The sequence below is a fragment of the Syntrophaceae bacterium genome (assembly GCA_013177795.1).
Taxonomy (GTDB): domain Bacteria; phylum Desulfobacterota; class Syntrophia; order Syntrophales; family UBA2192; genus UBA2192.
In genome coordinates this window covers 15,874-40,000 of sequence record JABLXY010000004.1, presented here as the reverse complement: position 1 = coordinate 40,000, position 24,127 = coordinate 15,874, and the positions used below count along the sequence as shown (strand labels likewise).

Genomic DNA, 24,127 nt, shown 5'->3' with positions numbered 1-24,127 from the left:
CCTCATCAAGCAGGGGCATGTGCGGGGGGTCGCGCTCCTGGCGGCCTCGCGAAGCGGCGTGCCGGCGTACGAGTACACGCCCCTCGAGGTCAAGAAAGCCGTCGTCGGGTACGGGCAGGCCGAGAAGCACCAGGTCCAGATGATGATCCGGGCGATCCTGCAGCTGGAGGAGACGCTCCCCCCGGACGCCTCCGACGCCCTCGCCGTCGCCATCTGCCACACGAATACCCGAAAGGATGCGGCCCTCTGACCGCATCCTTCCGGCGAATGGCTGAAGGCATAAGGCTCAAGGGAAGCGGGAACGGATCTTTTCCCGGTCTCTTGCCCTTCGCCTCCAGCCCTTTGCCATAAGCCAGGTTTTTTATATGATCGCAAGCCTCACCGGCATTCTCCGCTTCAAGTCCCCCAGCCATATCACCGTTGAGGTCAACGGTGTCGGCTACCGGGTCTTCATCCCGCTGTCCACGTTCTACGAGCTTGCAGAGGAGGGATCGCCGGTCGCCCTCAACGTCTTTACCGCCGTCCGGGAGGACGCGATCCATCTCTACGGGTTCCGGACGCTGGAGGAGAAACAAATTTTCGAGCTGCTGCTGTCCGTCAACGGCATCGGCCCGAAGCTGGCCATCGGCCTGCTCTCGGGCATCTCTCCGGCCGATTTCATCCGGGCCGTTTTCACGGAAGACCGGCAGACGCTGACGAAGATTCCCGGCGTCGGAAAGAAGATGGCCGAGCGGATGATCCTCGAGCTGCGCGACCGGGTGATCAAGCTCGCCCCGCAGGAGGCCCGGGCGGAGGCCAAAGCGCAGGGCCCCATCGACGCCGTCCGGGAAGACGCCCTGTCGGCCCTGGTGAACCTGGGGTACAAGAAAAACGTGGCGAAGATGGTGCTGGACCGGGTCCTGGAGGAGGCCGGCGACGGTCTCGCGCTGGAGGAGGTCCTGAAGCGCTCGCTCAAGGAGCTTTCCTGAGGACAAGGCCGATGCGGCGCCGGCGACGCAGGATGTGAAAAAGGTGCTGGACAAGGAAGAAAAAAGGAACCCCCTGGTGGATCCCGCGAGCGAGGAGCGGGAGCGCGAAGAGGAAGGGACGCTCCGGCCGAGAACGCTCGCCGAGTACGTCGGCCAGGAGCGCGTGAAGGAAAGCCTTGCCGTCTTCATCGAGGCGGCGCGCATGCGCGGCGAGGCCCTTGACCACGTGCTGCTCTCGGGCCCCCCGGGTCTCGGCAAGACGACGCTTGCCTACATCCTCTCCCGGGAGATGGGCGTCGGCATCAAGGTGACCTCGGGGCCCGTCATCGAGCGGCAGGGCGACCTGGCCGCGATCCTCACGAATCTCCAGGAACACGATGTGCTCTTCATCGACGAGATTCACCGGCTGCCCAACGTGGTGGAGGAAATCCTCTACCCTGCCATGGAGGACTACCACATCGATATCCTGGTCGGGCAGGGCCCGTCGGCGCGCTCCATGAAGCTCAACATCCCCCGGTTCACTCTCGTGGGGGCCACGACCCGGGCGGGGCTGCTTACCTCGCCGCTTCGCGACCGCTTCGGCATGAGCTTTCGCCTGGAGTTCTACAACCCGGCGGAGCTGGCCACCATCGTCCGCCGCTCGGCGAGGATCCTGAATATCCGGGTCGACGACGGCGGCGCCGGTGAGATCGCCCAGCGCTCGCGCGGGACGCCCCGGATCGCCAACCGGCTGCTCAGGCGCGTGCGGGACTACGCGCAGGTCCGGGCCGACGGCATCGTGACGAGAGAGGTGGCGGCGAAGGCCCTGGAGTTCCTGGAAGTCGATCACCGGGGGTTCGACACGATGGACCGCAAACTGCTGCTGCTTCTGATCGACAAGTTCAACGGTGGCCCCGTCGGGATCGACAGCCTCTCGTCGTCCCTCGGGGAGGAGCGGCACACGATCGAGGATGTCTACGAGCCGTACCTGGTGCAGGAAGGGTACATCGTCCGGACCGCCCGCGGCCGGGTGGCCACGAAGGCGGCCTACGATCACCTCGGACGGGCGTGGTCGGGCAATCAGAAAGAATTATTCTAGGAACGGTGGAGCGATGGAAGAGAGGAATGATGGGTTCTCAAACAGTCCATCATTCCAACATTCCAGCATTCCCAAAAGCCTTGCCGATGATACTCTCTCTGCCTCCGGGTAGGGGTGACCAAGGATGAAAATCCTGCTCCACATCTGCTGTGCGCCGTGTGCGATCTACCCTCTTCAGATTCTCCGCAAGGAAACGGGCAAGATCGAGGGGCTCTTCTTCAACCCGAACATCCATCCCTATCTCGAATACCGGAAACGGCTCGAAACGCTGCGCGGTTTCGCGAAGCAGGAAGGCCTCTCCGTCGAGGAAGCCGCGGACTACCCCATGGAGGACTTCCTGCGCAAGACATCGTTCATGGGCAAAGACCGCTGCAGTTACTGCTACGAGGTGAGGCTCCGCCGCACGGCCGCGGAGGCACGGAAGGGCCTCTTCGATGCCTTCACGACGACCCTGCTCTACAGCCGCTACCAGAAACACGACCTGATCCGGCAGACCGGCGAGGCCATCGCCCGGGACATGAAAGTCCCCTTCTATTATCGCGATTTCAGGACGGGCTGGGAGGAGGGGGTTCGACTGTCCAAAGAAATGGACCTGTACAGGCAAAAATACTGCGGATGCCTCTTCAGCGAAAAAGAGCGGTATTATAAAGGCGACTGACTTCTCCTGCCTCCACGCCCTCTTGCCTTCGGTTCAACCGCTTTGGGCCGTTGCAGACTCAAGGACTTTTTTAGAAGTTGTGTGTCTTTATTGCAACAATCGGGCCTTCCCTTTGCGCAGGTTGCTAGGGGAATACGCAGGCTGAATTTCCATTTTATTGAATGATTACAGTAATATAAACATTTTTCCACCGATTCTTGTCCCCTGGCTTTCGTGGCATGACGCTTGCTCATAGCAAGACCACCCTGTTTTTCGGGACGTGCAATGGACTGGCAGAAAACCATCAAGGAAGAGATAAATTTCCGCAGTGTAGGGCTCCACTCCGGCAGAAAGGTCGGCATGACCGTCAAGCCGGCCGAGGCGGACGCGGGGATCGTCTTCATACGGAAAGACGTCGCCTCGGACAACCGCATCGCGGCCGATATCTGGAATGTCACCGACACGACGCTGGCCACCACCCTGGGGGTCAACGGCACCCGGGTCCACACGGTTGAGCACCTGCTCTCCGCTTTCCGGGGCCTCGGCATCGACAATGCCATAGTGGAAGTGGACACCTTCGAAGTGCCCATCATGGACGGCAGCGCCCAGCCGTTCGTCCGCGCATTGAAGAGCGTGGGCCTGAGGACGCTGCGCAAGCCCCGCCGCTATCTCAAGGTCATCAAGCCTGTTGCCGTTTCTGAAGGCGAGAGCATGGCCATGCTGGAGCCTGCGCCCGATTTCCGCATCACCTACAAGATCGATTTTCCGCACCCCGTCGTGGGCACGCAAAGCTACCACTTGATCTTCACGTCCGATGCCTACGAGCAGGAAATCAGCGCGGCCAGGACCTTCGGGTTCCTTCGTGACGTGGAGTATTTGCAGGCCAAGGGCCTCGCCCTCGGCGGATCGCTGCAGAACGCCGTCGTCCTCGACGACGAAAAGGTGATCAACAAGGAAGGGCTCCGGTCGCACGACGAGTTCGTCAAGCACAAGATTCTCGACGCGGTGGGGGATCTGTACCTCATCGGTATGCCGATTCTCGGCCACTTCACGGCGTACAAATCGGGCCACAAGCTGAACACCCATCTCCTGAAGACCCTTCTTGCCAGCGAAGAGAGCTGGGAAATCGTGTCACACCCTCATCCCGCCGCCAGGGCGGAGTCACAGGGGAAGCAGACGCCCGGCGCCAAGACCGCCATGGCAGCCACCTGATCCCGTAATCACAGGGTCGCGGCGAAAGAGGCACGGTAACGGGTGCGGGCGTCGGACATTGCCCTTTCAGGATCGCCCCGAGCCGCTTGACCGTTCGCCCCGGATTCGTTTAATGGCCCTTTACAATTCCCCGGCTTGAATGTATTGGCGTAGAGAGGCATGCGGCGCCGTCGCGGGCCGCTGATCCCCGAACCGCATCCATGGACCCGAGAACCGAACAGCAGAAGGCCGCGGTCAGCGCCGAGATGAAGCGCCGGCGGCGCGAGCGGATCATCATCGTCGCCGTCGTCATCGGCATCATCCTGCTGACCTTCATCGAGACCAGCATCTTCAGCAAGGAGGCCCTCGTCCCCGATTTCCGCGACGTGGTCATCTTCGGACTCATCAACGTCAACATCATCCTCGTCCTGCTGCTCATCTTCCTCATCGTCCGCAACATCGTCAAGCTGGTCTACGAGAGGCGCAAGGGCGTCCTGGGCTCAAAGCTGCGGACCAAGCTCGTCGCGGCCTTCGTGACGCTCAGCCTCGTGCCGACCTTCATCCTGTTCCTGGTGGCCACCAACTTCCTGTCCTACAGCATCGACAACTGGTTCAACATCCGCGTCGGCGGCGCCCTCAACCTCTCCCTCGAGCTGGCGCAGAACTACTACCAGCAGACCTCGGAGAACGTGAAATACTACGCCGAGCAGCTGAGCGCCGATATCACGCGGAACCGGCTGTTCGAAAAGGACCGACTGGAATACCTCCGTTCCCTCGTGGAGCAGCGGCAGCGCATCTACAAGCTGGGCCTCATCGAGGTGTACTTCAACGACGAGACGGAGAAGCTCGTCTTCAAGGACCCCGGCAACCCCGACATCCCCGACCTGGGCCTGTCGCCCAAGCTCCGGGATGACATCCGGGCCGGCAAGCAGTTCACGACGATGCAGTCCGTCGGCCTGGGGGATTTCATCCGCGGCTTCGCGCCCGTCTACGTCACGCCCGGCTCGTCGGTCGTCATCGGGGCCGTCGTGGTGAACTGCTATGTCCCCAAGGGGCTCGTCGACAAGACGACGACGATTTCCCGGATCTCGGAGGAGTACAAGCAGTTCAAGCTGCTCAAGAACCCCATCAAGACGAGCTACATCGTGATCCTGTTCGTGGTGACGCTGCTGATCATCTTCTCGGCGACCTGGTTCGGCTTCTTCCTGGCCAAGGGCATCACGGAACCGGTCCAGGACCTTGCCGAGGCGACACACGAGATCGCCCAGGGGAACCTCGATTACAAGATCAACGTCGTGGCCGATGACGAGATCGGCGTCCTGGTGGATTCCTTCAACCGGATGACGGCGGACTTGAAGGTGAGCAAGGAGAAGCTCGAGCAGCGCCGCAAGTACATGGAGACGGTCCTGCGCAACGTCTCCGCCGGCGTCGTGGCCATCGACCGCGAGGGGGTCATCACGACGGTCAACCGGGCGGCCGAGAAGCTGCTCGACATCAAGACGGAGAACGTCCTGCACCACCGCTACGAGGAAGTGCTCCAGCCAGGACACCTCGACCTCGTCCGCGAGATTCTCTCGGAGATCACCGGCGCGGAAACAGGCTACGTGGAGAAGCAGATCCCGATCACCCTCAAGGACCGGGCCCTCACCCTGCTCGTGACCACGACGGTGCTGCTCGATGACGAGAACAACTACATGGGCATGGTCGTCGTCTTCGAGGACATCACCCAGCTGCAGCGCGCGGAGCGCATCGCCGCGTGGCGGGAGGTGGCCCGCCGGATCGCGCACGAGATCAAGAACCCCCTCACCCCCATCCAGCTCTCGGCGCAGCGGCTGCAGCGGAAGTTCGGAGACCGGATGGGGGAGGACGGACCGGTGTTCGTGGAGTGCACCCGTACGATCATCAATCAGGTCGAGGTCCTCAAGAATCTCGTCAACGAGTTCTCCCGCTACGCCCGGATGCCCGTGGCCAATCTCACCCCGAACGATCTCAACGAGGTCGTCCGCGACGCCGTCGTGCTCTACCAGGATGCCCACAAGGAGATTGCCTTCGACTATCAGCCCGACCCGACGCTGCCCCGGCTCCGGCTGGATGCCGAGCAGATCAAGAGGGTGATGGTCAACCTCCTGGACAACGCCGTCGCCGCCGTGAACCGGGACTCGGGGAAAATCGAGATCGCGACGATGCACGACCGGGAGCACCGCCGGGCCCGCGTCGAGGTCCGCGACAACGGGACCGGCGTGTCCCGCGCGGACAAGTCCAAAATGTTCGAGCCCTACTACTCGACGAAGAAATCCGGATCGGGTCTCGGGCTGGCCATCGTGAGCTCCATCATCGGCGAGCACCGGGGCTCGGTCACCGTGGCGGACAACGTGCCCCGGGGGACCGTTGTCGCCTTCGAATTGCCCATCGAACAGGTCGAGGAGCCGGTTCTCGCAGCGGCGAACGCGGAACCCTGAACCCCGGTGTGGAGTGGGGAAATGAAAAGGCCCTTGCGGGGGGCAAGGGCCTTGTTCCGAGACGGCTCCCGACGTCTTGCCGTCTATTCTTTTTTTGATTCCAGGCTGTGCGTCTTGATCTTCCGGTGCAGGTTGCTGCGCTCCAGGCCGATGGAATCGGCGGTCTTGGAGATGTTGCCCTCGTTTTCCTGGAGCTTGCGCATGATGAATTTCTTTTCGAACTCCATCTTCGCCTTCCGGAAGGAGTTGTGCATGAAGAGGGTGTCCATGGTCTCCCCGGGCTGCTCCTCCTTCGAGAGGGGGGGGATGTCATCGGCCCGGATCGTGTCGCCCTTCGTCATGATGACCAGGCGCTCTATGATGTTCTTGAGCTCCCGCACGTTGCCCGGCCAGTTGTGCTCCATGAACACGTCGATGGCATCGGGGGCGATGGCCTTCGGCTCGATCCCCTCCTTGCGGCAGAAGTCGCTCACGAACTGGGCCGCGAGGATGGGGATGTCCTCCTTGCGTTCCCGCAGCGGCGCGATGGTGAGCGGGATGACGTTGAGCCGGTAGTAGAGGTCCTGGCGAAAACGCTCCGCCTCCATCTCCTTCTCGAGGTCCTTGTTCGTCGCCGCGAGGACGCGGACGTCCGTGTCGATGAACTTGTTGCCGCCCACCCGCTCGAATTTCTTCTCCTGGAGGATCCGCAGGATCTTCGCCTGGGCCTTGAGGCTCATGTCGGCCACCTCGTCGAGGAAGAGCGTCCCCTCGTGGGCAAGCTCGAATTTCCCGCGCTTCTTGGCCGTGGCCCCCGTGAAGGAGCCCTTCTCGTGGCCGAACAGCTCGCTCTCGATGAGCTCCTCGGGGATGGCCGCGCAGTTGACCTCGATGAAGGGCCGCTTGGCCCTCTTGCTCTGGTAGTGGATCGAGCGCGCCACGAGCTCCTTCCCCGTGCCGTTTTCCCCCATGATGAGGATCCAGGCGTTCGTGGGGGCGACGATCCGGATCATCTCCTTGAGCTCGAGGATCGTCTTGCTCTGGCCGATCAGTTCGAAGGCGGACGTGACCTTCTGCTTGAGCAGCTTGTTCTCTTCCTCGAGCCGCACGAGGTCGAGGGCGTGGTTGACGAGCAGGACGACCTTTTCCAGGGAGATGGGCTTCTCGATGAAGTCAAAGGCCCCGAGCTTGGTGGCTTTCACGGCCGTCTCGATCGTGCCGTGGCCCGACATCATGATGACCTGGACCTGGGGGTTCTCGCTCTTGATGATCTTGAGCACCTCGAGGCCGTCCATGCCGGGTAGCCAGATATCGAGCAGCACCAAATCCGGCGGGTCCTCCTCGACGGCCTTGAGGGCCTCCTCGCCGCTTCCGACGGTTCGGACGTCGTAGCCCTCGTCGGCCAGGATTCCCTGGAGGGCCTGGCAGATGCTTTCCTCGTCATCGACGACCAGAATGGTTTTGTACATCGTCTCTCTTCCGGGGACGGGGCCTCAGGCGGTCCGGATCGGCAGCCCGCACCCGTTTGCCTGCATCTCCCGTACCCGTGTCCTATTTTTTCATCAGATTGTCGGCCACCCGGTCGTGCAGCAGCCTCGAAGCCGTCTCGTTGCCCATGACTCCCACGCGGATGCCGAGGGTCGTCAGGTCCTTGTCCTTGTACTTGAGGCGGAACGTGACCTTCTCGTCGTTGATCACGGCCACGATTTTCCCGCCCTCGGTCTGCTTGTCCGGCTCGACATCGCGCCCCTTCATGTCGGCGATGGTCTTTTCGACGGCGGACCAGACGGCGGGCACCGAGAAGTAGTAGTCGGTCCTCATCTCCCCTTCCACGTAATAGTAGGTCCCGGTGCCCCCGGCGACGGCAGCCCCGGTGACGACGAGGAACGGACAGCCGTAGAGGCAAACACAGCACGCAAGCAGGATCAACGCCACAGCCGCTCGACTCCGCTGGATCATACGCATCCCTCCCCTTTCCCGGCACTCTGGTTGTTGGTCTCCTCGGACGGCTTGGGCGGCCTTCCCTCCTCGGCGAAGGCCCTGATCCCCTCCGCCAGGGACCGGAGCTTTCTGTCCACGAGGAAGTTTACCGTGCCCTCCGGGTAGTTGCCCTTGTCGTCCATCTCTCCGGCGGGCACACCGGTCAGCAGCGCGATGCCCTCGTCGACGGTCCTGACCGGCCAGATGTGGAACTTGCCCTCGGCGACAGCCTTGACGACGTCCTTGCGCAGGACGAGATCCGGCACGTTGAGATGCGGGATCATGACCCCCTGCTGCCCCGTGAGCCCCCGGGCCCGGCAGACGTCGTAGAACCCCTCGATCTTGTAATTCACGCCGCCGATGGGCTGGATCTCCCCCTTCTGGTTCACCGAGCCCGTCACGGCGATGTCCTGCCGCAGGGGCAGTTCCGACAGGCTCGAGAGGATGGCGTAGATCTCCGTCGAGGAGGCGCTGTCGCCGTCCACACCGCCGTAGGACTGCTCGAAGCAGATGCTGGCGCTCATGGTGAGCGGCTTGTTCTGGGCGTACTTGCCCCGGAAATAACCCTCCAGGATCAGCACGCCCTTGTCGTGGGTCCTTCCCGAGAGCTTGGCCTCGCGCTCGATGTTGATGATCCCGGCCCGGCCCATGGAGGTCTTGGCCGTGATCCGCGAGGGCTTGCCGAAGGCGTGCTCCCCCAGGTCGTAGACGGACAGGCCGTTGACCTGCCCCACGACCTTGTCCTCCGTGTCGATCATGATCGTGCCGTCGTCGATGAGCTCCTGGATCTTCTCCTCGATCTGGCTGACCCGGTTGATCTTTTCCTCGTAGGCCCGGTCCACGTGCCTGTCCAGGACGAGGTCGCTGCCGTCCTTTTTGGCCCAGTAGTGGGACTCGCGGATCAGGTCGGCGATCTCGCTGAACCGCGTCGAGAGCTTCTTCTGCCGGCCCGTGAGGCGCACGCCGTACTCCACGACGGCGCAGACGGCCTTCTTGTCGAAATCGAGGAGCTTCTCCTCGTCGACGATCCGCTTGATGACCGACACGTATTCCCGGATGTTCTCGTCGGAGTTGGCCATCTCCGTATCGAACTGGGCCTTCGTCTTGAAGATCTCCTTGAACTCGCGTTCCAGGTTGTAGAGCAGGTAGTACAGGTAGTCGTCGCCGATGATGATCACCTTGATGTCCAGGGGGATCGGCTCGGGCTTGATCGCCGTGGGCAGGAAGCTGAAGGGGTCGTAGGGCTGCATGTTCATCTCGCGGCTCTTCAGGGTCCGCTTGAGGAACGTCCAGACCCCCGGCTCGATCAGGGCCTCGAGGGCATCGAAGACGATGTAGCCGCCGTTGGCCCGCAGGAGCGACCCGGCCTTGATGTGGGTGAAGTCGGTTCGCCAGAAGCCCGAGCGGTCGACCTCGCGCTCGATCGTGCCGAAGAGGTTCTTGAAGGTCGGGGCCGTTTCGATGATGATGGGGGTCTTCTCGGTTGCCGAGTTGTCCACGAGCACGTTGACCTTGAATTCGATGAAGCGCTTCACGGGCATCTGGGGCACGGGAAAGGGAAGGGGCTGCTGCGGCTGCTCCTCTTCCTTTTCCTGGAACATCTTCAGGTTCGACAGGATGTGCTCCTGGACCTCGTCGAGGTAGGCGTTGACCTTCTCATTGGCTTCGCCGTATCGCAGGCGCAGGTCCGAGATCTGGGCCGTCACCGCGGGGGACCCGTACTTGTGCTCCAGGATCCCGATCTGCTTTCGGATCTCGCGCTCGATCTCCCTCGTCTCCCGCATGACGCCCTCGAGCTCGATGCGCATCTCGACGATCTTCTGCCGGATCTTCTCCAGCTCCTCGCGGCTGAACTTGTCCTCCTCGGCCAGGGCCTCGAGCTGCTCGAAGGGCACGGGGCGCCCCTCCACGATGGGCGCGATATCCTGCCGGGTGAAGGGCCCCATCTGGAACTGGACGAGCTGGAAGTTCTCCTTCAGGAGCTGTTCGTTGAACTCGCGGACGATCTCCTTCTGCTTCTGCCGGAAGCGGTTGCTGATCTCCTCGGACTCCTTCTTGAACTCGTCGCTTTCGAGGATCAGCGGGATCTCCTTGCGGAGGTGGGCGACGAGGTCGTCCATGTCCTTCTGGAACTTCCTGCCGCTGCCGGCCGGAAACAGCAGGACGCGCGGGCTGTCGGGGTCCTTGAAGTTGTGGACATAGCAGATGTCGTTGGGGATGGGCTTCTTGAGGTCGAGCTGGCTCAGGAGGTTCTTGATCGTCGTCGTCTTGCCGGTGCCCGTCATCCCGGAGACGTAGATGTTGTAGCCCGGGCTGTCGATCTCGAGACCCAGCGTGATGGCCTTGACGGCCCGGTCCTGCCCGATGATCGCATCGGTCTTCCTGCACTCCTTCGTGGTCTCGAAGCCGAGCCGGTCGGGGTTGCAGGTCCAGCGCAGCAACTCGACGGGCACTTCCCTGAAGGCGTTCCGCTCTGCCATGACGCTATCCTTTTCTTGCCGGTGCGGCCGGGTTCGATGGAAATATAATCAATGCCCCCCGAATTGTCCATTCTTTCTTGCGGCGCAAGGATCGCGGAGCCCGTCTTGCCGCGGGCTTCCGGCAACCGGCGTGCCCGATCGACCCGTGCTGGTGTGCACCGGGTCGGGATCAGGATGCGGGCTCGCCGGAGAGGCGGGCAAACTCGCGCAGGAGCTCCTCCTGCTTCTTGGTGAGGTTGGTGGGGACCTTGACGAGGACCTGGACCACCTGGTCCCCGCGGCCGAGGCCCTTGAGATGGGCGACCCCCTTGCCTTTGAGGCGGAAGACCCTGCCGCTCTGCGTGCCCCGGGGGATCTTCAGGGATTCCTTGCCGTCGATGGTCGGCACGTCGATCGTCGCCCCCAGGGCGGCCTGGGTGATGGAGATGGGGATCTGGCAGAGGATGTCGTAGCCGTCGCGCTCGAAAAACTCGTGGGGCTCCACGTGGATGAAGACATAGAGATCGCCGCTGGGACCGCCGAACTCCCCCTCCTCGCCTTCCCCGCGCAGCCGCAGCCGGGATCCCGTCTCGACGCCGGCGGGGATCTTCAGGCTGACGGTCTTTCGGGTCTTGGCCTTCCCCGTCCCGTAGCAGCCCTTGCAGGGGTTCTTGATGACCCGGCCTGCGCCGCGGCATTGCGGGCAGGTGGTGCTGATGGTGAAAAAGCCGCTCGATTGGGTCACCGAGCCGCGGCCCGCGCACCGGGGACAGCCTTCGGGGTGCGTTCCGGCGGCGGCACCGGTCCCGTTGCACTCCCTGCATTGCTCGAGCTTCTCCAGCTCGATCTGGGTGGAGGTCCCCTTCACGGCATCCATGAAGGACACCTTGAGGTCGTAACGCAGGTCGGCCCCCTGGCGGACCGCGGATCGGGTGCGGGTCCGTGCGCCGGGGAACCCGAAGATGTCCTCGAAAATATCGCTGAAGTTCGTGAAAATGTCGTCGAAGCCGGAGAAGCCCCGGAAGCCGGTTCCGTTGATCCCTTCGTGCCCGTACCGGTCGTAGATCTTGCGCTTCTCGGCATCCCGCAGCACCTCGTAGGCCTCGGCGGCCTCCTTGAATTTTTCCTCGGCCTTCTTGTCCCCGGGGTTGCGGTCCGGGTGGTACTGCATCGCGAGCCTGCGGTAGCTCTTTTTGACTTCCTCGTCGGAGGCGTTTCGGTCAACGCCCAGAATTTCGTAGTAGTCCCGCCTGTTCATGTCCAGTACGCGCGTTTTTTTCCGGGCGCACCACTCCCTTGAGATTTTGCGATAAAGTAAGGATGCCTTGCGGGCCTGTCAAGGCAGGGACCGGCTTTTTTTGGGAATCAAGCCGTTTGCGTGAACCGGCGGAGGGCCTCCTCGTACTTTTGCCGGGTTTTCTCAATGATATCAGGGGGTAACTGAGGTGCCGGGGGCTTCTGGTCCCACTTCAGGGACAGCAGGTAGTCCCGGAGGAACTGCTTGTCGTAGCTTTTCTGCCCGCGCCCCTCGGCGTAGTCGTCCAGCGGCCAGAACCGGGAGGAGTCGGGTGTGAGCACCTCGTCGATGAGGATGAGCTCGCCGTCCGCAAGCCCGAACTCCATCTTCGTGTCGGCGATGATGATGCCCACGGCGTTTGCGACCTCGTCGGCTCGCCTGTAAATGGCGAGGCTCAGGGCGATGATCCGGTCTGTCAGCTCCCGGCCGACAAGGCGGGCCATGTCGTCGATCGAGATGGGCAGGTCGTGTTCCCCCTCAGGGGCCTTCGTGGACGGGGTGAAGATGGGCTCGGGCAGCCTGGAGGACTCCTTGAGCCCGGCGGGCAGCCGGATGCCCGAGACGGGCTTGCCGGCCGTGTAGTCTTTCCAGGCTGAGCCGGTGATGTAGCCCCGGACGATGCACTCCACGGGGAGGGGCTTTGCCTTCCGCACGAGCATGCTGCGGCCCTTCAGGACGTCCCGGTGGGGCCTGCAAACCTCGGGGAACCTGTCCACGTCCGTCGTGACGAGATGGTTGCCGACGATGTCGGCCATCCGCCGGAACCAGAACTCGGAGAGCTTCGTCAGGACCTCCCCTTTCCCGGGGATGGGGTTGGGCATGATGACGTCGAAGGCCGAGATGCGGTCCGTCGCCACGATGAGCAGGTGCTCTCCCAGGTCGTAGATGTCTCGAACCTTGCCGCGGTTGACGAGCTTCAGGCCCTCGAGGTCGGTCTGATACAGTGCGGGTTTCGTCATGGTCTCCTCCTGGCTCATCGGATGTAGAGGTTGTTGCGCTTTTCGTCGCCGATGGTCGAGGTCGGCTTCCTGCCGTAGTTGTGCCCCGGCAGGACGACCGTGTCATCGGGCAGGGTGAAGAGCCGCTCCTTGATGGCCCTCTCCATGGTGCTCCAAGAACCGCCGGGCAGGTCCGTCCGCCCGACGGCCTCGACGAAGAGGGTGTCGCCCGTGAAGACGTAGCCGTTTGTGTACAGCGAGATCCCTCCCGGCGTGTGACCCGGCGTGTGGATGACCTTCAGCTTGACCTTGCCCGCCGCGACAATGTCCCCGTCGCGGACGAGGACATCCGCGGCCGGCGAGGCCTTCGCCCGGAACATGGCAAGGATCATGGCCGGCGTGGAGGTGAGCATGTCGGCGTCCCGCTCGTGGACGACGATCTTCGCCCCGGTTTTGGCCTTCATGTCGGCGTTGCCCGAGATGTGGTCGACGTGCCCGTGGGTGTTCACGATGGTGCGGATCGTGAGGCCGCTCTTGCGGGCCTCGGCGATGATCCGGTCCGTCTCCGCCGCGGGGTCGACCACGAGGGCCTCCCCCGTCTCTTCGTCGCCGACGATGTAGGCAAAGACGGCCATGTGGCCCACCTGGAGTTGCTTGAGGATCATGTCTTTCTCCGCTGACAAAATTCAAAGGGCTCCGACACCGGTCTCCCTCGACCGTTTTGTCGGAGCCGCAGGGGAAAAATAACATCAAGGGCAGGCATAGTCAACGGATGATGCAGGCCGTGCGGGACGTCAGCGACGACGGATGAGCAGGGCCCCGAAGAAGCCGTCCGTTCCCTGGCGGTGAGGAAAGGTCCGGAAAGCCCCCGTTTCGTCCACAGCCCCGGCGGGGAAATCGGCAGCCGGCCGCACCGGTGAAAAGTCGCGATGGGTTTGCAGGAAGGCCGTGACGACGCCGTCGTTTTCCTCTGCCATGACGGAGCACGTGCTGTAGAGGAGCACCCCGCCGGGCCTCACGCAGGCGGCCGCGTTCGCCAGGATGCGGCCCTGGAGGGAAGCAAACCCCGCGAGCCTCTGCTCCGTGAGGTGCCAGCGGATCTCGGGGTTTCTCCGCAGGGTGCCGAGTCCCGAGCAGGGGGCGTCGACGAGGACCCGGTCGAAGCTTCCCAGGGCGGCCGTCCCGGCAGGGTCCGTCGCATCGGCGAGGGCGGTGCGCACAATCGAGATCCCCCAACGACGTACCGTCGACTCGAGGGCAGCGAGCTTGGCCTGCTGGATGTCGGCAGCGACGATCTCGCCGCCGTCTTCCATCAAGGCCGCAAGGTGGGTGGTCTTCCCGCCGGTCCCCGCGCAGAGATCCAGGACCCGCTCCCCCCTGCGGGGCGCCAGCAGCCGCGAGACCAGCTGCGAGGCCTCGTCCTGGATGAAGAGCAGCCCTTCGGCGATCTCCGTCATCCCCCGAGGCGCCGCGGGCGGCTTTGCCAGGATGATCCCGTCCGGCGACCACGCCGCAGCCCTGGCCTCCAGACCCGCGCAGGCAAGCCGTGCCAGCATTTCGTCCCTGGAGATTCTCAGCGTATTGACGCGCAGGGCAAGCGGCGGAATCTCGTTGTCGGCCCGGCAGAGGGCTTCCGTCTCCTCGGCGCCGAAGCCGGCGATCCAGCGTTCGACGAGCCAGCGGGGGTGGGAGTGGGCTATGGAGATGTGCCCGGCGGGATCGGCTCCCCTGTCGGGGAGCTCGACGTCCGTGCATCCCCGCAGGGCGTTCCGCAGGATTGCGTTGACGAGCTTGTCGCGTCCCGGGGCCAGGCGCTTTGCCGTGGCGACGGCCTCGTTGACGGCGGCGTAGGCGGGGATTCTCTCGGCAAAGCGGATCTGGTAAAGGGCGACCCTCAGAACGTTCCGGACGACCGGTTCCAGCTTCGCGGGCTCTCCATGGTACGAGCGGTCGATCAGGAAGTCGAGGAACCCCCGCATGCGGAGCGCGCCGTAGACGAGGAAGGTCAGCAGCCCCCGGTCGGCCTCGTCCGCAGGGTGCCCCGCGGCGAGGACGCTGTCGAGCAGGGGCTCGGCGAAGGCCTTCTCATCGTCCACGCGTGCCAGGATGCAGACGGCCAGGGCCCGGGGGTTGTCTTTCAGGGATGGAGGCAGCTTCAAGGGGTTCTCCTGATATGAGATGGAGGGGCATACACGCGGAAGCTGAGAAGTTGGGAAGTTGAGAAGTTCGGCGCGGTCTCCAGAAATCCATCATCTGCCGGTCTTTCCGCGCTTCTCAACTTCATAACTTCATAACTTCCTCCCTATGAACCCAGCCTTTTCCCCGGGACGAACCGGAAACCGCGGAGAAAGTCCGCAATCGGCATGCGCTTCTTGCTCTCGAGCTGGACATCCTTGAGGTAGACGTAGCCGCCGCCCGCCGCGACCTGGAGTCCCTTCGGGGTCACCCCGACGACCGTCCCGGGCGGCTCGGGGACCGGGGCGGCGTCTTCGGCCTCCGCCGCAAAGACCTTGAGGACCTTGCCGTCGAGATACGTGAACGCGCCGGGCACGGACGACAGCCCCGCAACGAAATGGGCGATCTCGCGTGCGGGGGTATCCCAGCGGATGATGCCGTCCTCCTTCCTCAGGCGGGGCGCCAGGGTGGCCAGGGAGTGGTCCTGGGGCGTCCGGCGCACCGTTCCGGCCTCCAGCCCCTCCAGTGCGCGGAGCAGGCACTGCGCCCCTAGGACGGCGAGGCGGTCATGGAGGTGGTCGTAGGTCTCGCCCGGCTCGATGGGCGTTTCCTCCTGGAGCAGGATGTCGCCCGAGTCGACCCCCTCGTCCATCCGGATGATCGTGACCCCCGTCATGGTCTCGCCCCGTATGAGGGCCCAGTTTATGGGTGCCGCCCCCCGGTACCGGGGCAGGAGCGAGGGGTGCACGTTGATGCATCCCAGGGGGGGGCCGTCGATGATGTCCTTCGGCAGGATCTGCCCGAAGGCGACGAGGACGACCATGTCGGGGGCGAGCCCTCGGAAGACCTCCAGAAACTCCGGCGCGCGCACCTTCTCCGGCTGGTAGACGGCAAGGCCGTGCCTCTCGGCCGCCTCCCTGACTGCCGAGGCGACGAGCCGCTGCCCCCGCCCCTTGGGCCGGTCGGGCTGCGTCACGACGCCGATGACGGGCCATCCCTTTTCGACCAGGAGATCCAGTGAAGGGACTGCGAACGCCGGCGTCCCCATGAACAGAATCCGCGGTTTCTTGTCGGTCATCGAAGGCCTCGTTCATCGACGGCATGAAGCAGGGAGTCTTTCCCGGCGGGACCAGGGGCATGGACGAGGGTGCGGGGACACGCTCCATCGCGGGGCTTCGCGCCGTTCATTTTTTTTCCTGATGCCTGGTGCCTGCAGCCTGACGCCTGTTGCCGCTGTGCGGCAACCCTATCACATAAAATTCAGGGGGTCCACATCGACGCGGAGCTCGCAGCCCTGCATGTCGGCCCCTTCCGTGAGCCGCCTGACGAAGGCGTGGAGCGGGCGGATCTGCTTTGCCCGGATGAGGAGCTGCCAGCGGTATCTCCCCCGCACCTTGCCCAGGGGCGCCTCCATCGGCCCGATGACGGTCGGTTTCTGCCTGATGTCGTCGCCCGCGGCAAGCCGTTTTGCCCTCTTCCCCAGCCGTGCGGCCCCTTCCTCCACCCGGTCCCGGTTCGTTCCGGAGATGATCAGGTTGATCATGCGCGAAAACGGCGGGTACTGCAGGTCCCGCCGCAGGGCGATCTCGTCTTCGTAGAAACCCTTGAAGTCGTGCTCGCAGGTCCGCCGGATGGCGTAGTGGCCGGGGTTGAGCGTCTGGATGACGACCGTGCCCGGGCGGTCGCCACGGCCGCTCCGGCCGGACACCTGGGTGAGGACCTGAAAGGTCCGCTCGGCGGCCCGGAAGTCGGGCATGTTGAGCGTCGTGTCGGCGGAGACGACGCCGACAAGGGTCACGCCCGGGAAATCATGCCCCTTGGCGATCATCTGGGTCCCCACGAGGATGTCGATTTCGCCTCGCCCGAGGGCCGCGAGGATGCGCTCATGGCTGCCCCTCGCCGACGTGGTGTCGCTGTCCATCCGGGCGACTCTGGCGCGGGGAAAGAGCGCCTGGACTTCAGCCGCAAGCCTCTCCGTCCCAAGGCCGTAGCTCAGGATGCGTCCCCCTCCGCACCCGGGGCATGAGGGGGGGGCCTTGACGGCGAAGTCGCAGTAGTGGCACCGGAGCGTCCCCTCGCTGCGGTGATGGGTGAGCGAGACGGCGCAGTTGAGGCAGCGCAGCACGTGGGCGCAGTCGCCGCAGTAGTGGTACGTGTTGAACCCCCGCCGGTTGAGAAAGAGCAGGGTCTGCTTGCCGGCGTCCAGCGTGCGGCCGATCTGCTCGATGAGCAGACGCGACAGCGGCCTCACCCTGCCGTCCGGGTCCCGCTCGGCCTTCATGTCCACGATCGCGACGGCCGGAAGCTCGCGCTCCTCGACGCGCCTCGTGAGGGGGAGATAGCCGAATCGCTTCTCCCTCGTGTTGTGGTAGCTCTGCACCCCCGGGGTGGCCGAGCCCAGGACGACGGCGGCCCCCTGCTGCTGGGCCCGGACGACGGCCAGGTCCCGGGCGTTGTAGGGCATGCGCTCGTCCTGCTTGTAGGAGGTGTCGTGCTCCTCGTCGACAATGATGAGCCGCAGGTCCCTGACGGGTGCGAACACGGCCGACCGGGCGCCCACGACGATCCTCGCATCGCCCCGCGCGACCCTTCGCCACTGGTCGTAGCGCATCGCCGCCCCGATCCCGCTGTGCAGGACGGCGATCTGCTCCGCTGCGAAGCGTCTCTCGAGGCGGCCCACGAGCTGCGGCGTCAGCGCGATCTCCGGGACGAGGTAGATGACGCGCCCGCCCCGGCGGAGCGTTTCGGCGATGGTGCGGATGTAGACTTCCGTCTTGCCGCTTCCCGTGACGCCGTGGAGCAGATAGGGGGAGAAGGCGCCCGCGGAGATCCCCTGCAGGATCGCCTCGAGGGCGGCCTGCTGCTCCGGGTTCAGCGCCGGCGGGGCGTCCGTCGGCCCGATCGCCGCGGCGGGATCCGGGCGTCTCAGGGTTTCCCGGTCCTCGACGGCGACAAGGCCCTTCTTCTCAAGGGACCGCAGGACGCTCAGGGGAGCTCCGGCTGCCGCGAGGTCGCTCACGCGGGCCCTGCCCCCCGCGGCCTCGAGAGCCTGCAGGGCCTGCCTCTGACGGTCCGAGAGCTTGACGGTTCCCGCCGGGGCTTCCGTGCGCTTGGCGATTTTTTCCGTTTTGCCCTTCACGGCGGGCTTCTGGACGCGTTCCTCGAGACGGATGAGGCCGCGGTGCTCCAGCATCCGGCACTCCGCCAGGAGGGACTTTTTGCCCATCTCTCTTTCGAGGCTCCGCAGGGGCTTTCCCGCCGGTCGCCCCTCGAGCCGCTCGAGGATTTCCCGCTGGAGCGGCTTGAGATCATCGGCATTCCCGAGCTTGACGGCCCACAGCAGGCTCTCGATGTCGATGCCGCCCGGGAGGATCTCGCCCAGCGCCCTGCCGAGGGGGGTGAAATAGTAATCGGCGGCCCACCGGTAGAACCGCAGGTCCTCCTCGTGAAAGAGGGGCTCGCGGTCGAGGACGCCGAGGATCTCCCTGATGTCCTGCCGGTCCGTCGTACGGCGGATGGCGACGACGGCCCCCGTCAGCGATCGCTTCCCGAAGGGGACGAGCACCCTTTTGCCCACGGCGACCTCGCCGCGCGATTCCGCAGGCACGGCATAGGTGAAGGTGCGGTCCGCGGGGATGTTGATGGCGACATCGACAAACATGACGGGATACGATCTTGCTATCCTTATGGTCGAGGCGAACCGTTTTGCAAGGCTCATGAAAGCGTCTTTGCGTGAACGGTTCTTTCGCGAAGCGGAGTGCCCGCGGCGCAAACTGTTTGAGCCCGAAGGGCGAGTTTTTGCGGCCGCAACGAAGCGAGCGTTAGAACCGTCGCAAAGCGGTTTCGAGCCGGCAAAAGGGTTCGCCTGGACAGGTGTTATAAGGCCGCTAAACTATACAGCGGTGCCGGGTTTTGGGCAAACGAATTCCCTGTCCGGATGGATGGGGTTGGTCGGTCGGGGAAGGGGGTCAGGCAAGACGGCGCGCCCGGGGTGTGAGCCTATTCACCCCGCTGCTTTTCCATCTTCTCTTCTTTCGTCTTGCAGTCGATGCACTGCGTGGTGACGGGGCGGGCCATGAGTCGTTTCTCCGAGATCGGCCCCCCGCAGGAATCGCAGATGCCGAAGGTGCCTTCGTCGATCCGCTTGAGGGCCTCCTGCATCTTCGCGATGAGCTTGCGTTCCCGGTCGCGGATGCGAAGCTCGAAATTGCGGTCCGACTCCAGGGATGCCCGGTCGTTGGGATCGGGGAAGTTCTCCGGTTCGTCGGTCATCTCCTGGACGGTTTTCTCCGCACCGTTGAGGAGCTCGTTGATCCGGGTCTGCAGAAGGGCTCTGAAGAAGTCGAGTTTCTCTGGCTTCATTCGCGGGTCTCGCCACGTAGAGATTGCTTGCTGGAAAAAAGAGCTAACTTGTATAGCGAATAATCGGCTCCTTGTAAAGAAAAATTTAGCCCGGTTTTCCGGTATCCTCCCGCGCGCCGTAGACGCGGAGCACCTTCTCGATGATGTTCGTCGTCGAGGCCCCTTCGAACTCGGGCATGACGGCGACCCGGCCGCCCCACGTCCGGACCGCGTCGGCCCCCACGATGTCCTTCTCCGCCCAGTCCCCGCCCTTGACGATCACGTCGGGCCGGAGAAGCTCGATGAGCGCAAGCGGCGTGGGCTCGTCGAAGACCGTCACGTAGTCGACCGACGACAGGGCCGCCAGCACCTCGGCCCGCTCGGCCTCGGGCACGATGGGCCGCTTCTCCCCCTTGATGGCGCGCACGGAGCGATCGCTGTTGAGGGCCAGGACGAGCACGTCCCCCAGTTTCCTGGCCTCGCTCAGGTAGCGGGTGTGCCCGGCATGGAGGATATCGAAGCAGCCGTTGGTGAAGATGACTTTCTTCCCTTCCCCCTTCAGCCGGTCGACGATGGCCTTGAGTTCGGTTCTCGGACGGATTTTGCTCATCGCGGCTCCTGGACGGCACGTGCCAGCGTCAATGCCCCCACGGCCTCGGCACCCTCCTGCAGGAGGGCCCTGGCACATTCCCCCAACGTGCTCCCCGTCGTGTGGACATCATCGACGAGCAGGATACGGCGGCCGCGGATTCGCCCGGGGTGGGAAACGCTGAACGCATGTTTGATGTTAGACTGTCGCTCGTCCTTTTTCAAGCCTGCCTGGGATTCCGTGTCGACGATGCGCCGAAGGGCCTGGAAATCCAAAGGGATGCCCCGGCGCCGGGAGATCTCCCGGGCGAGAATGACCGACTGGTTGAATCCCCGCTGCCGCAGCCGCCGGGGATGCAGGGGAACGGGGACGATGAGGTCGTGGTCTTCGATCCGGAACAAAGGGTAATCGCGGTCCGCCATCAGCCGGCCCAGCCGTTCCCCCAGGGTGAGATTGCCCCTGTATTTGAAGGCATGCACGGCGTCGTGCAGGACCGTCTCGTAGACGCCGTAGGACCGGGCGGCGGCGACGGGTCGCCCTTGCAGCAGGCACGGGCCGCAGAGGTGATCGGGCCCCTCGTCCGCAGGGTAGGGGATCCCGCAGGACGGGCACAGGGGGGACTCGACCAGGCGGATCCGCGCGCGGCAGCCCCCGCAAAAAGGGTGACCGTCATGGCCCGGCATGACCGTGCCGCAGGCGAGGCACAGCATCGGGAGGAGCAACTCCGCCAGGGCCGCGAGCGGGGACGTCACATCACATCCCCCTCGGGAGCGATTTGACCTCCCCGGCGTCCTCGGCCACTTCCATCTTCGGGGCGTCGGACCAGAGCCGCTCGATGTCGTAGAACTCGCGCACCGGTTCGTAAAAGACGTGCACGACGATGTCCGCGTAGTCCATGAGGACCCATCGGCCGCCCTTCTCGCCCTCGATGCCGAGAGGCAGGGTTCCCGACTTCTTCATGCTCTCCTCGATGGATGACGCGATGCTCTGGACCTGCCGGTCCGAGGTGCCGCTGCAGATGACCGTGTAATCGGCAAAGGAAGTGACGTTCTTGATGTTGAGGATGACGATGTTTTTCGCCTTCTTCTCCAGGGCCGCGTTGACGGCCAGGAGAATCTTCTGCCTTGTGGTCAAGTCCTTTTTAGCCAATAATCCTCCTTTCTGCAAAGGGTGTCGGGTGCGCGCCGCCGGCCGGGGCGGCCTGTTCTCCTCCAGATGCCTATCCTGTAACAGGATGCGGCCCTGCTGTCAATTTCAAATTGCCCGTTGCCTCGACGGGGTCGATATGGTAAATACTCAACATTGTTTGTTTTCCGGATGATCACAATGCAGCACGTCCTGAATCATCTTCAGGTCCATATCCCCTTCGATCAGCTTATCCAGAAACACCTCGAAAAGGTCCTCCGGGATCGGATCAACCCGGAGATCGCCTTCAACTGCGCCATCCTCGAACGCTTTACCGACGGCGAATACGCCGGACTGGCGCGGCAGCTCTGCGGGCCCGGCCGCACGATCACCTTCCACGGGCCCTTCATGGACCTGCGTCCGGGGGCCATCGACCCGGAAATCCGGCGGGTGAGCCTCGGGCGCTTTCTCCGTATCTTCGAGATCGCCGTCCATTTCAGGCCCCGCACCATCGTCTTTCACCCCTCCTACGACGAGCGGTACTACGTGTCCTCGGGGCGCCAGTGGCTCGAGAACAGCATCGAGACCTGGTCGAGGCTCCTGCCCCTCGCAGAACGGATCGACACCCGGATCGCCCTCGAGAACGTCTACGAGCCGGACCCCGGCTGGATCGGGAGCCTGCTCGATGCGCTTCCGCCCGAGCGGGTGGGTTTCTGCTTCGACACGGGCCATTTCAATGCCTTTTCCAGGGCGCCTGTCGAGGCCTGGATGGAGAGGCTGGGGCACCGGCTGGTCGAGATCCACCTCCACGACAACCGGGGCGCCCTGGACGAGCACCTGCCCGTGGGCGAGGGGACGTTTCCCTTCGAGCGGCTCTTCGAGGTCGTTCGCTTGAGGGGGCTGCGGCCTGTTCTGACCGTCGAGGCCCACACGGAGCAGAACCTTTCGAAAACACTGGAGAATATCGCAAGACGGGGTCTCCTCGAGGCGTTTCTCGGGGGACAGAGCGGCCATGCGCCGGTCCAAGCCGTTCCCGGGAGGTCCTGACGTGCTGCGTTACCTCGCAAGACGGATTCTGTTCATGATCCCCCTGTTCTTCGGGATCACCGTCATCTGCTTTTCCGTCATGCACCTGGCCCCGGGCTCCCCGACGGACCTCCAGACGGAGATGAACCCGCGGGTGACGGCCGAGATGAAGGAGCGCCTGCGGGCCATGTACGACCTCGACAAGCCGCTGCACGTCCAGTACGGCAAGTGGCTCGGCAGGCTTCTCGTGCTCGATCTCGGAGTGTCCTTCTCGCCGGACGGCAGGCCCGTGTCGGCCAAGATCCTCGAGCGGCTCCCCATCACGGTGTTCCTCAACGTGCTCTCGATGGCCCTCATCTTCCTCATCGCCATCCCCATCGGGGTGCTCTCGGCGGTGCGGCAGGGCTCCATGTTCGACCGGGTGATGAGCGTCGTCGTCTTCGTGGGGTTCGCCATCCCGACCTTCTGGCTCGCGCTGCTGCTCATGATCCTCTTCGGCCTGCACCTCGACTGGCTGCCCATCTCGGGCATCCGGTCCCTGAACTACGAGTATCTCCCCCCCGCCGAGGCCTTCTGGGATTTCATCAAGCACCTGATCCTGCCCGTGTCGATCGCGGCCTTCGGCGGGCTCGCGGGCCTTTCGCGCTACATGCGCTCGAACATGCTGGAGGTGATCCGCCAGGACTACATCACCACCGCCCGGGCCAAGGGGCTGCCCGAGCGGACGGTCATCTACAAGCACGCCCTGCGCAACGCCCTGCTCCCCGTGATCACGCTGCTGGGCCTCTCGGTCCCGGGGCTCATCGGGGGGAGCGTCATCTTCGAGACCATCTTCAGCATCCCCGGGATGGGGCAGCTGTTCTACATGGCCGTCATGGCCCGGGACTACCCGGTCGTGATGGGGATTCTCGTGATCGGTGCCGTGCTGACGCTCGTCGGGAACCTGCTGGCCGACGTGTCCTACGCGCTGGCGGACCCGAGAATCCGGATCTCCTGAGGGGCGGTGCGCATGGGACGGCCGACGGGTCGCACGATGAAAACGGATTTCTGGTACCGGTTCTCGAAAAACCGCCTCGCCGTGGCGGGAAGCGTCGTGGTCGTGCTGCTGTTCGTCCTGTCGATCCTCGCGCCGTGGATCGCCCCCTACGACCCCGCGGCGATCGATCTGAAGAACATCCTGCAGCCCCCCTCGGCGAAGCACTGGTTCGGCACGGACCAGCTCGGGCGCGACGTGCTCTCGCGGATGATCTGGGGGGCGCAGATCTCGCTCAAGGTGGGCTTCGTCTCCACGGGCATCGCGATTTTCATCGGGACGATCCTGGGCGCCGTGGCCGGCTACTACGGCCGGTGGGTCGATGCCGTCATCATGCGCTTTGTGGACATCATGCTGTGCTTCCCCACGTTCTTCCTCATCCTGGCGGTGATCGCCTTCCTGGAGCCCTCGATCTGGAACATCATGGTCATCATCGGCGCCACGGGCTGGATGGGGATCACGCGCCTGGTGCGGGCCGATTTCATCTCGCTCAAGGAGCGTGATTTCGTGCAGGCCGCCCGCGTGATCGGGGCGAGCGACTTGCGGATCATCTTCATCCACATCCTTCCCAACTGCATGGCCTCGGTTCTCGTGGCGGCGACCCTCGGGGTGGCCGGGGCGATTCTCACGGAGTCGGCCCTGAGCTTTCTCGGCATCGGCGTGCAGCCGCCGACGCCGAGCTGGGGCAACATCCTCACGGCAGGAAAGGACAACATCGACATCGCCTGGTGGCTATCCCTGTATCCGGGGCTTGCCATCCTGGTGACCGTTCTCGGTTACAACATGCTCGGCGAAGGGATCCGGGACTCGCTGGATCCCCGGCTCCGGAGCTGAGGCGGCTGAGCCGCAGGA

At 64.1% G+C, this 24,127-nt stretch carries 22 protein-coding genes (1 of these 22 cut by a window edge); 9 read left to right on the top strand and 13 right to left on the bottom strand.

What is annotated here, in order from left to right:
- The 6 genes from ruvC to HPY67_14210 all read left to right on the top strand — a co-directional run.
- Window positions 1-250 carry the 3' portion of a crossover junction endodeoxyribonuclease RuvC gene (gene ruvC, locus HPY67_14235; protein ID NPV05880.1) on the top strand. The gene continues 230 nt to the left of window position 1, outside the view, so 250 of the gene's 480 nt are visible here — the last part of the coding sequence; its start codon lies off the left edge, out of view; it ends in the stop codon at window positions 248-250.
- 115 nt (window positions 251-365) lie between these two features.
- Window positions 366-968 carry a Holliday junction branch migration protein RuvA gene (gene ruvA, locus HPY67_14230; protein NPV05879.1) on the top strand — a complete coding sequence of 201 codons (603 nt, stop codon included), beginning with the start codon at window positions 366-368 and terminating at the stop codon, window positions 966-968.
- Between the two features lie 43 nt (window positions 969-1,011).
- Window positions 1,012-2,046 (top strand): Holliday junction branch migration DNA helicase RuvB, encoded by a 1,035-nt coding sequence (gene ruvB, locus HPY67_14225; protein NPV05878.1) that lies wholly within the window; start codon window positions 1,012-1,014, stop codon window positions 2,044-2,046.
- A 124-nt stretch (window positions 2,047-2,170) separates the two neighbouring features.
- On the top strand, window positions 2,171-2,704 hold the full coding sequence (locus HPY67_14220; protein ID NPV05877.1) for an epoxyqueuosine reductase QueH: 534 nt from the start codon (window positions 2,171-2,173) through the stop codon (window positions 2,702-2,704).
- 264 nt (window positions 2,705-2,968) lie between these two features.
- Window positions 2,969-3,895 carry a UDP-3-O-acyl-N-acetylglucosamine deacetylase gene (locus tag HPY67_14215; GenBank protein ID NPV05876.1) on the top strand — a complete coding sequence of 309 codons (927 nt, stop codon included), beginning with the start codon at window positions 2,969-2,971 and terminating at the stop codon, window positions 3,893-3,895.
- Between the two features lie 200 nt (window positions 3,896-4,095).
- Window positions 4,096-6,333 carry a HAMP domain-containing protein gene (locus HPY67_14210; GenBank protein NPV05875.1) on the top strand — a complete coding sequence of 746 codons (2,238 nt, stop codon included), beginning with the start codon at window positions 4,096-4,098 and terminating at the stop codon, window positions 6,331-6,333.
- A gap of 83 nt (window positions 6,334-6,416) precedes the next feature.
- Here the strand turns inward: HPY67_14210 and HPY67_14205 are convergent, their stop codons facing one another.
- The 13 genes from HPY67_14205 to rsfS form a co-directional block, all read right to left on the bottom strand.
- Window positions 6,417-7,781, bottom strand: coding sequence for a sigma-54-dependent Fis family transcriptional regulator (locus tag HPY67_14205; protein ID NPV05874.1), 1,365 nt, complete (start codon window positions 7,779-7,781; stop codon window positions 6,417-6,419).
- A gap of 82 nt (window positions 7,782-7,863) precedes the next feature.
- A complete protein-coding gene (locus HPY67_14200) occupies window positions 7,864-8,271 on the bottom strand; it encodes a DUF3568 family protein (protein NPV05873.1) in 408 nt (135 codons plus the stop codon).
- Window positions 8,268-10,772 carry an AAA family ATPase gene (locus HPY67_14195; GenBank protein NPV05872.1) on the bottom strand — a complete coding sequence of 835 codons (2,505 nt, stop codon included), beginning with the start codon at window positions 10,770-10,772 and terminating at the stop codon, window positions 8,268-8,270. Before HPY67_14195 ends, HPY67_14200 begins: the two co-directional genes overlap by 4 nt.
- 169 nt (window positions 10,773-10,941) lie before the next feature.
- The gene (gene dnaJ / locus HPY67_14190) at window positions 10,942-12,009 is read right to left on the bottom strand and encodes a molecular chaperone DnaJ (protein NPV05871.1); all 1,068 of its coding nucleotides are present in this window, start codon (window positions 12,007-12,009) and stop codon (window positions 10,942-10,944) included.
- A 107-nt stretch (window positions 12,010-12,116) separates the two neighbouring features.
- Window positions 12,117-13,007 carry a phosphoribosylaminoimidazolesuccinocarboxamide synthase gene (locus tag HPY67_14185; GenBank protein NPV05870.1) on the bottom strand — a complete coding sequence of 297 codons (891 nt, stop codon included), beginning with the start codon at window positions 13,005-13,007 and terminating at the stop codon, window positions 12,117-12,119.
- A gap of 14 nt (window positions 13,008-13,021) precedes the next feature.
- Entirely contained in the window at window positions 13,022-13,651 is a 630-nt protein-coding gene (locus tag HPY67_14180; protein NPV05869.1) for an MBL fold metallo-hydrolase, read from the bottom strand.
- A 129-nt stretch (window positions 13,652-13,780) separates the two neighbouring features.
- A complete protein-coding gene (gene rsmB / locus HPY67_14175) occupies window positions 13,781-15,127 on the bottom strand; it encodes a 16S rRNA (cytosine(967)-C(5))-methyltransferase RsmB (protein ID NPV05868.1) in 1,347 nt (448 codons plus the stop codon).
- 161 nt (window positions 15,128-15,288) lie between these two features.
- Entirely contained in the window at window positions 15,289-16,239 is a 951-nt protein-coding gene (locus HPY67_14170; protein NPV05867.1) for a methionyl-tRNA formyltransferase, read from the bottom strand.
- Between the two features lie 171 nt (window positions 16,240-16,410).
- Entirely contained in the window at window positions 16,411-18,822 is a 2,412-nt protein-coding gene (gene priA, locus HPY67_14165; GenBank protein NPV05866.1) for a primosomal protein N', read from the bottom strand.
- Window positions 18,823-19,160: 338 nt separating this feature from the next.
- Window positions 19,161-19,523, bottom strand: coding sequence for an RNA polymerase-binding protein DksA (gene dksA, locus HPY67_14160; GenBank protein ID NPV05865.1), 363 nt, complete (start codon window positions 19,521-19,523; stop codon window positions 19,161-19,163).
- Between the two features lie 85 nt (window positions 19,524-19,608).
- Complete coding sequence (rfaE2, locus tag HPY67_14155; GenBank protein NPV05864.1) at window positions 19,609-20,112, bottom strand: D-glycero-beta-D-manno-heptose 1-phosphate adenylyltransferase; 504 nt, start codon at window positions 20,110-20,112, stop codon at window positions 19,609-19,611.
- Window positions 20,109-20,843 carry a ComF family protein gene (locus HPY67_14150; protein ID NPV05863.1) on the bottom strand — a complete coding sequence of 245 codons (735 nt, stop codon included), beginning with the start codon at window positions 20,841-20,843 and terminating at the stop codon, window positions 20,109-20,111. The genes rfaE2 and HPY67_14150 overlap by 4 nt, the downstream gene beginning before the upstream one ends.
- Window position 20,844: 1 nt before the next feature.
- A complete protein-coding gene (gene rsfS / locus HPY67_14145; GenBank protein NPV05862.1) occupies window positions 20,845-21,201 on the bottom strand; it encodes a ribosome silencing factor in 357 nt (118 codons plus the stop codon).
- Between the two features lie 216 nt (window positions 21,202-21,417).
- On the opposite strand from rsfS, the gene HPY67_14140 reads away from it, so the two are divergent.
- The 3 genes from HPY67_14140 to HPY67_14130 are packed head-to-tail and all read left to right on the top strand — an operon-like array spanning window position 21,418 to window position 24,109.
- Window positions 21,418-22,263: a sugar phosphate isomerase/epimerase gene (locus HPY67_14140; GenBank protein NPV05861.1), complete on the top strand. Its 846-nt coding sequence runs from the start codon at window positions 21,418-21,420 to the stop codon at window positions 22,261-22,263.
- 1 nt (window position 22,264) lies between these two features.
- Window positions 22,265-23,239, top strand: a complete 975-nt coding sequence (locus tag HPY67_14135; GenBank protein ID NPV05860.1) for an ABC transporter permease — start codon at window positions 22,265-22,267, stop codon at window positions 23,237-23,239.
- Window positions 23,240-23,275: 36 nt separating this feature from the next.
- A complete protein-coding gene (locus HPY67_14130) occupies window positions 23,276-24,109 on the top strand; it encodes an ABC transporter permease (GenBank protein ID NPV05859.1) in 834 nt (277 codons plus the stop codon).
- Window positions 24,110-24,127: the final 18 nt, after the last annotated feature.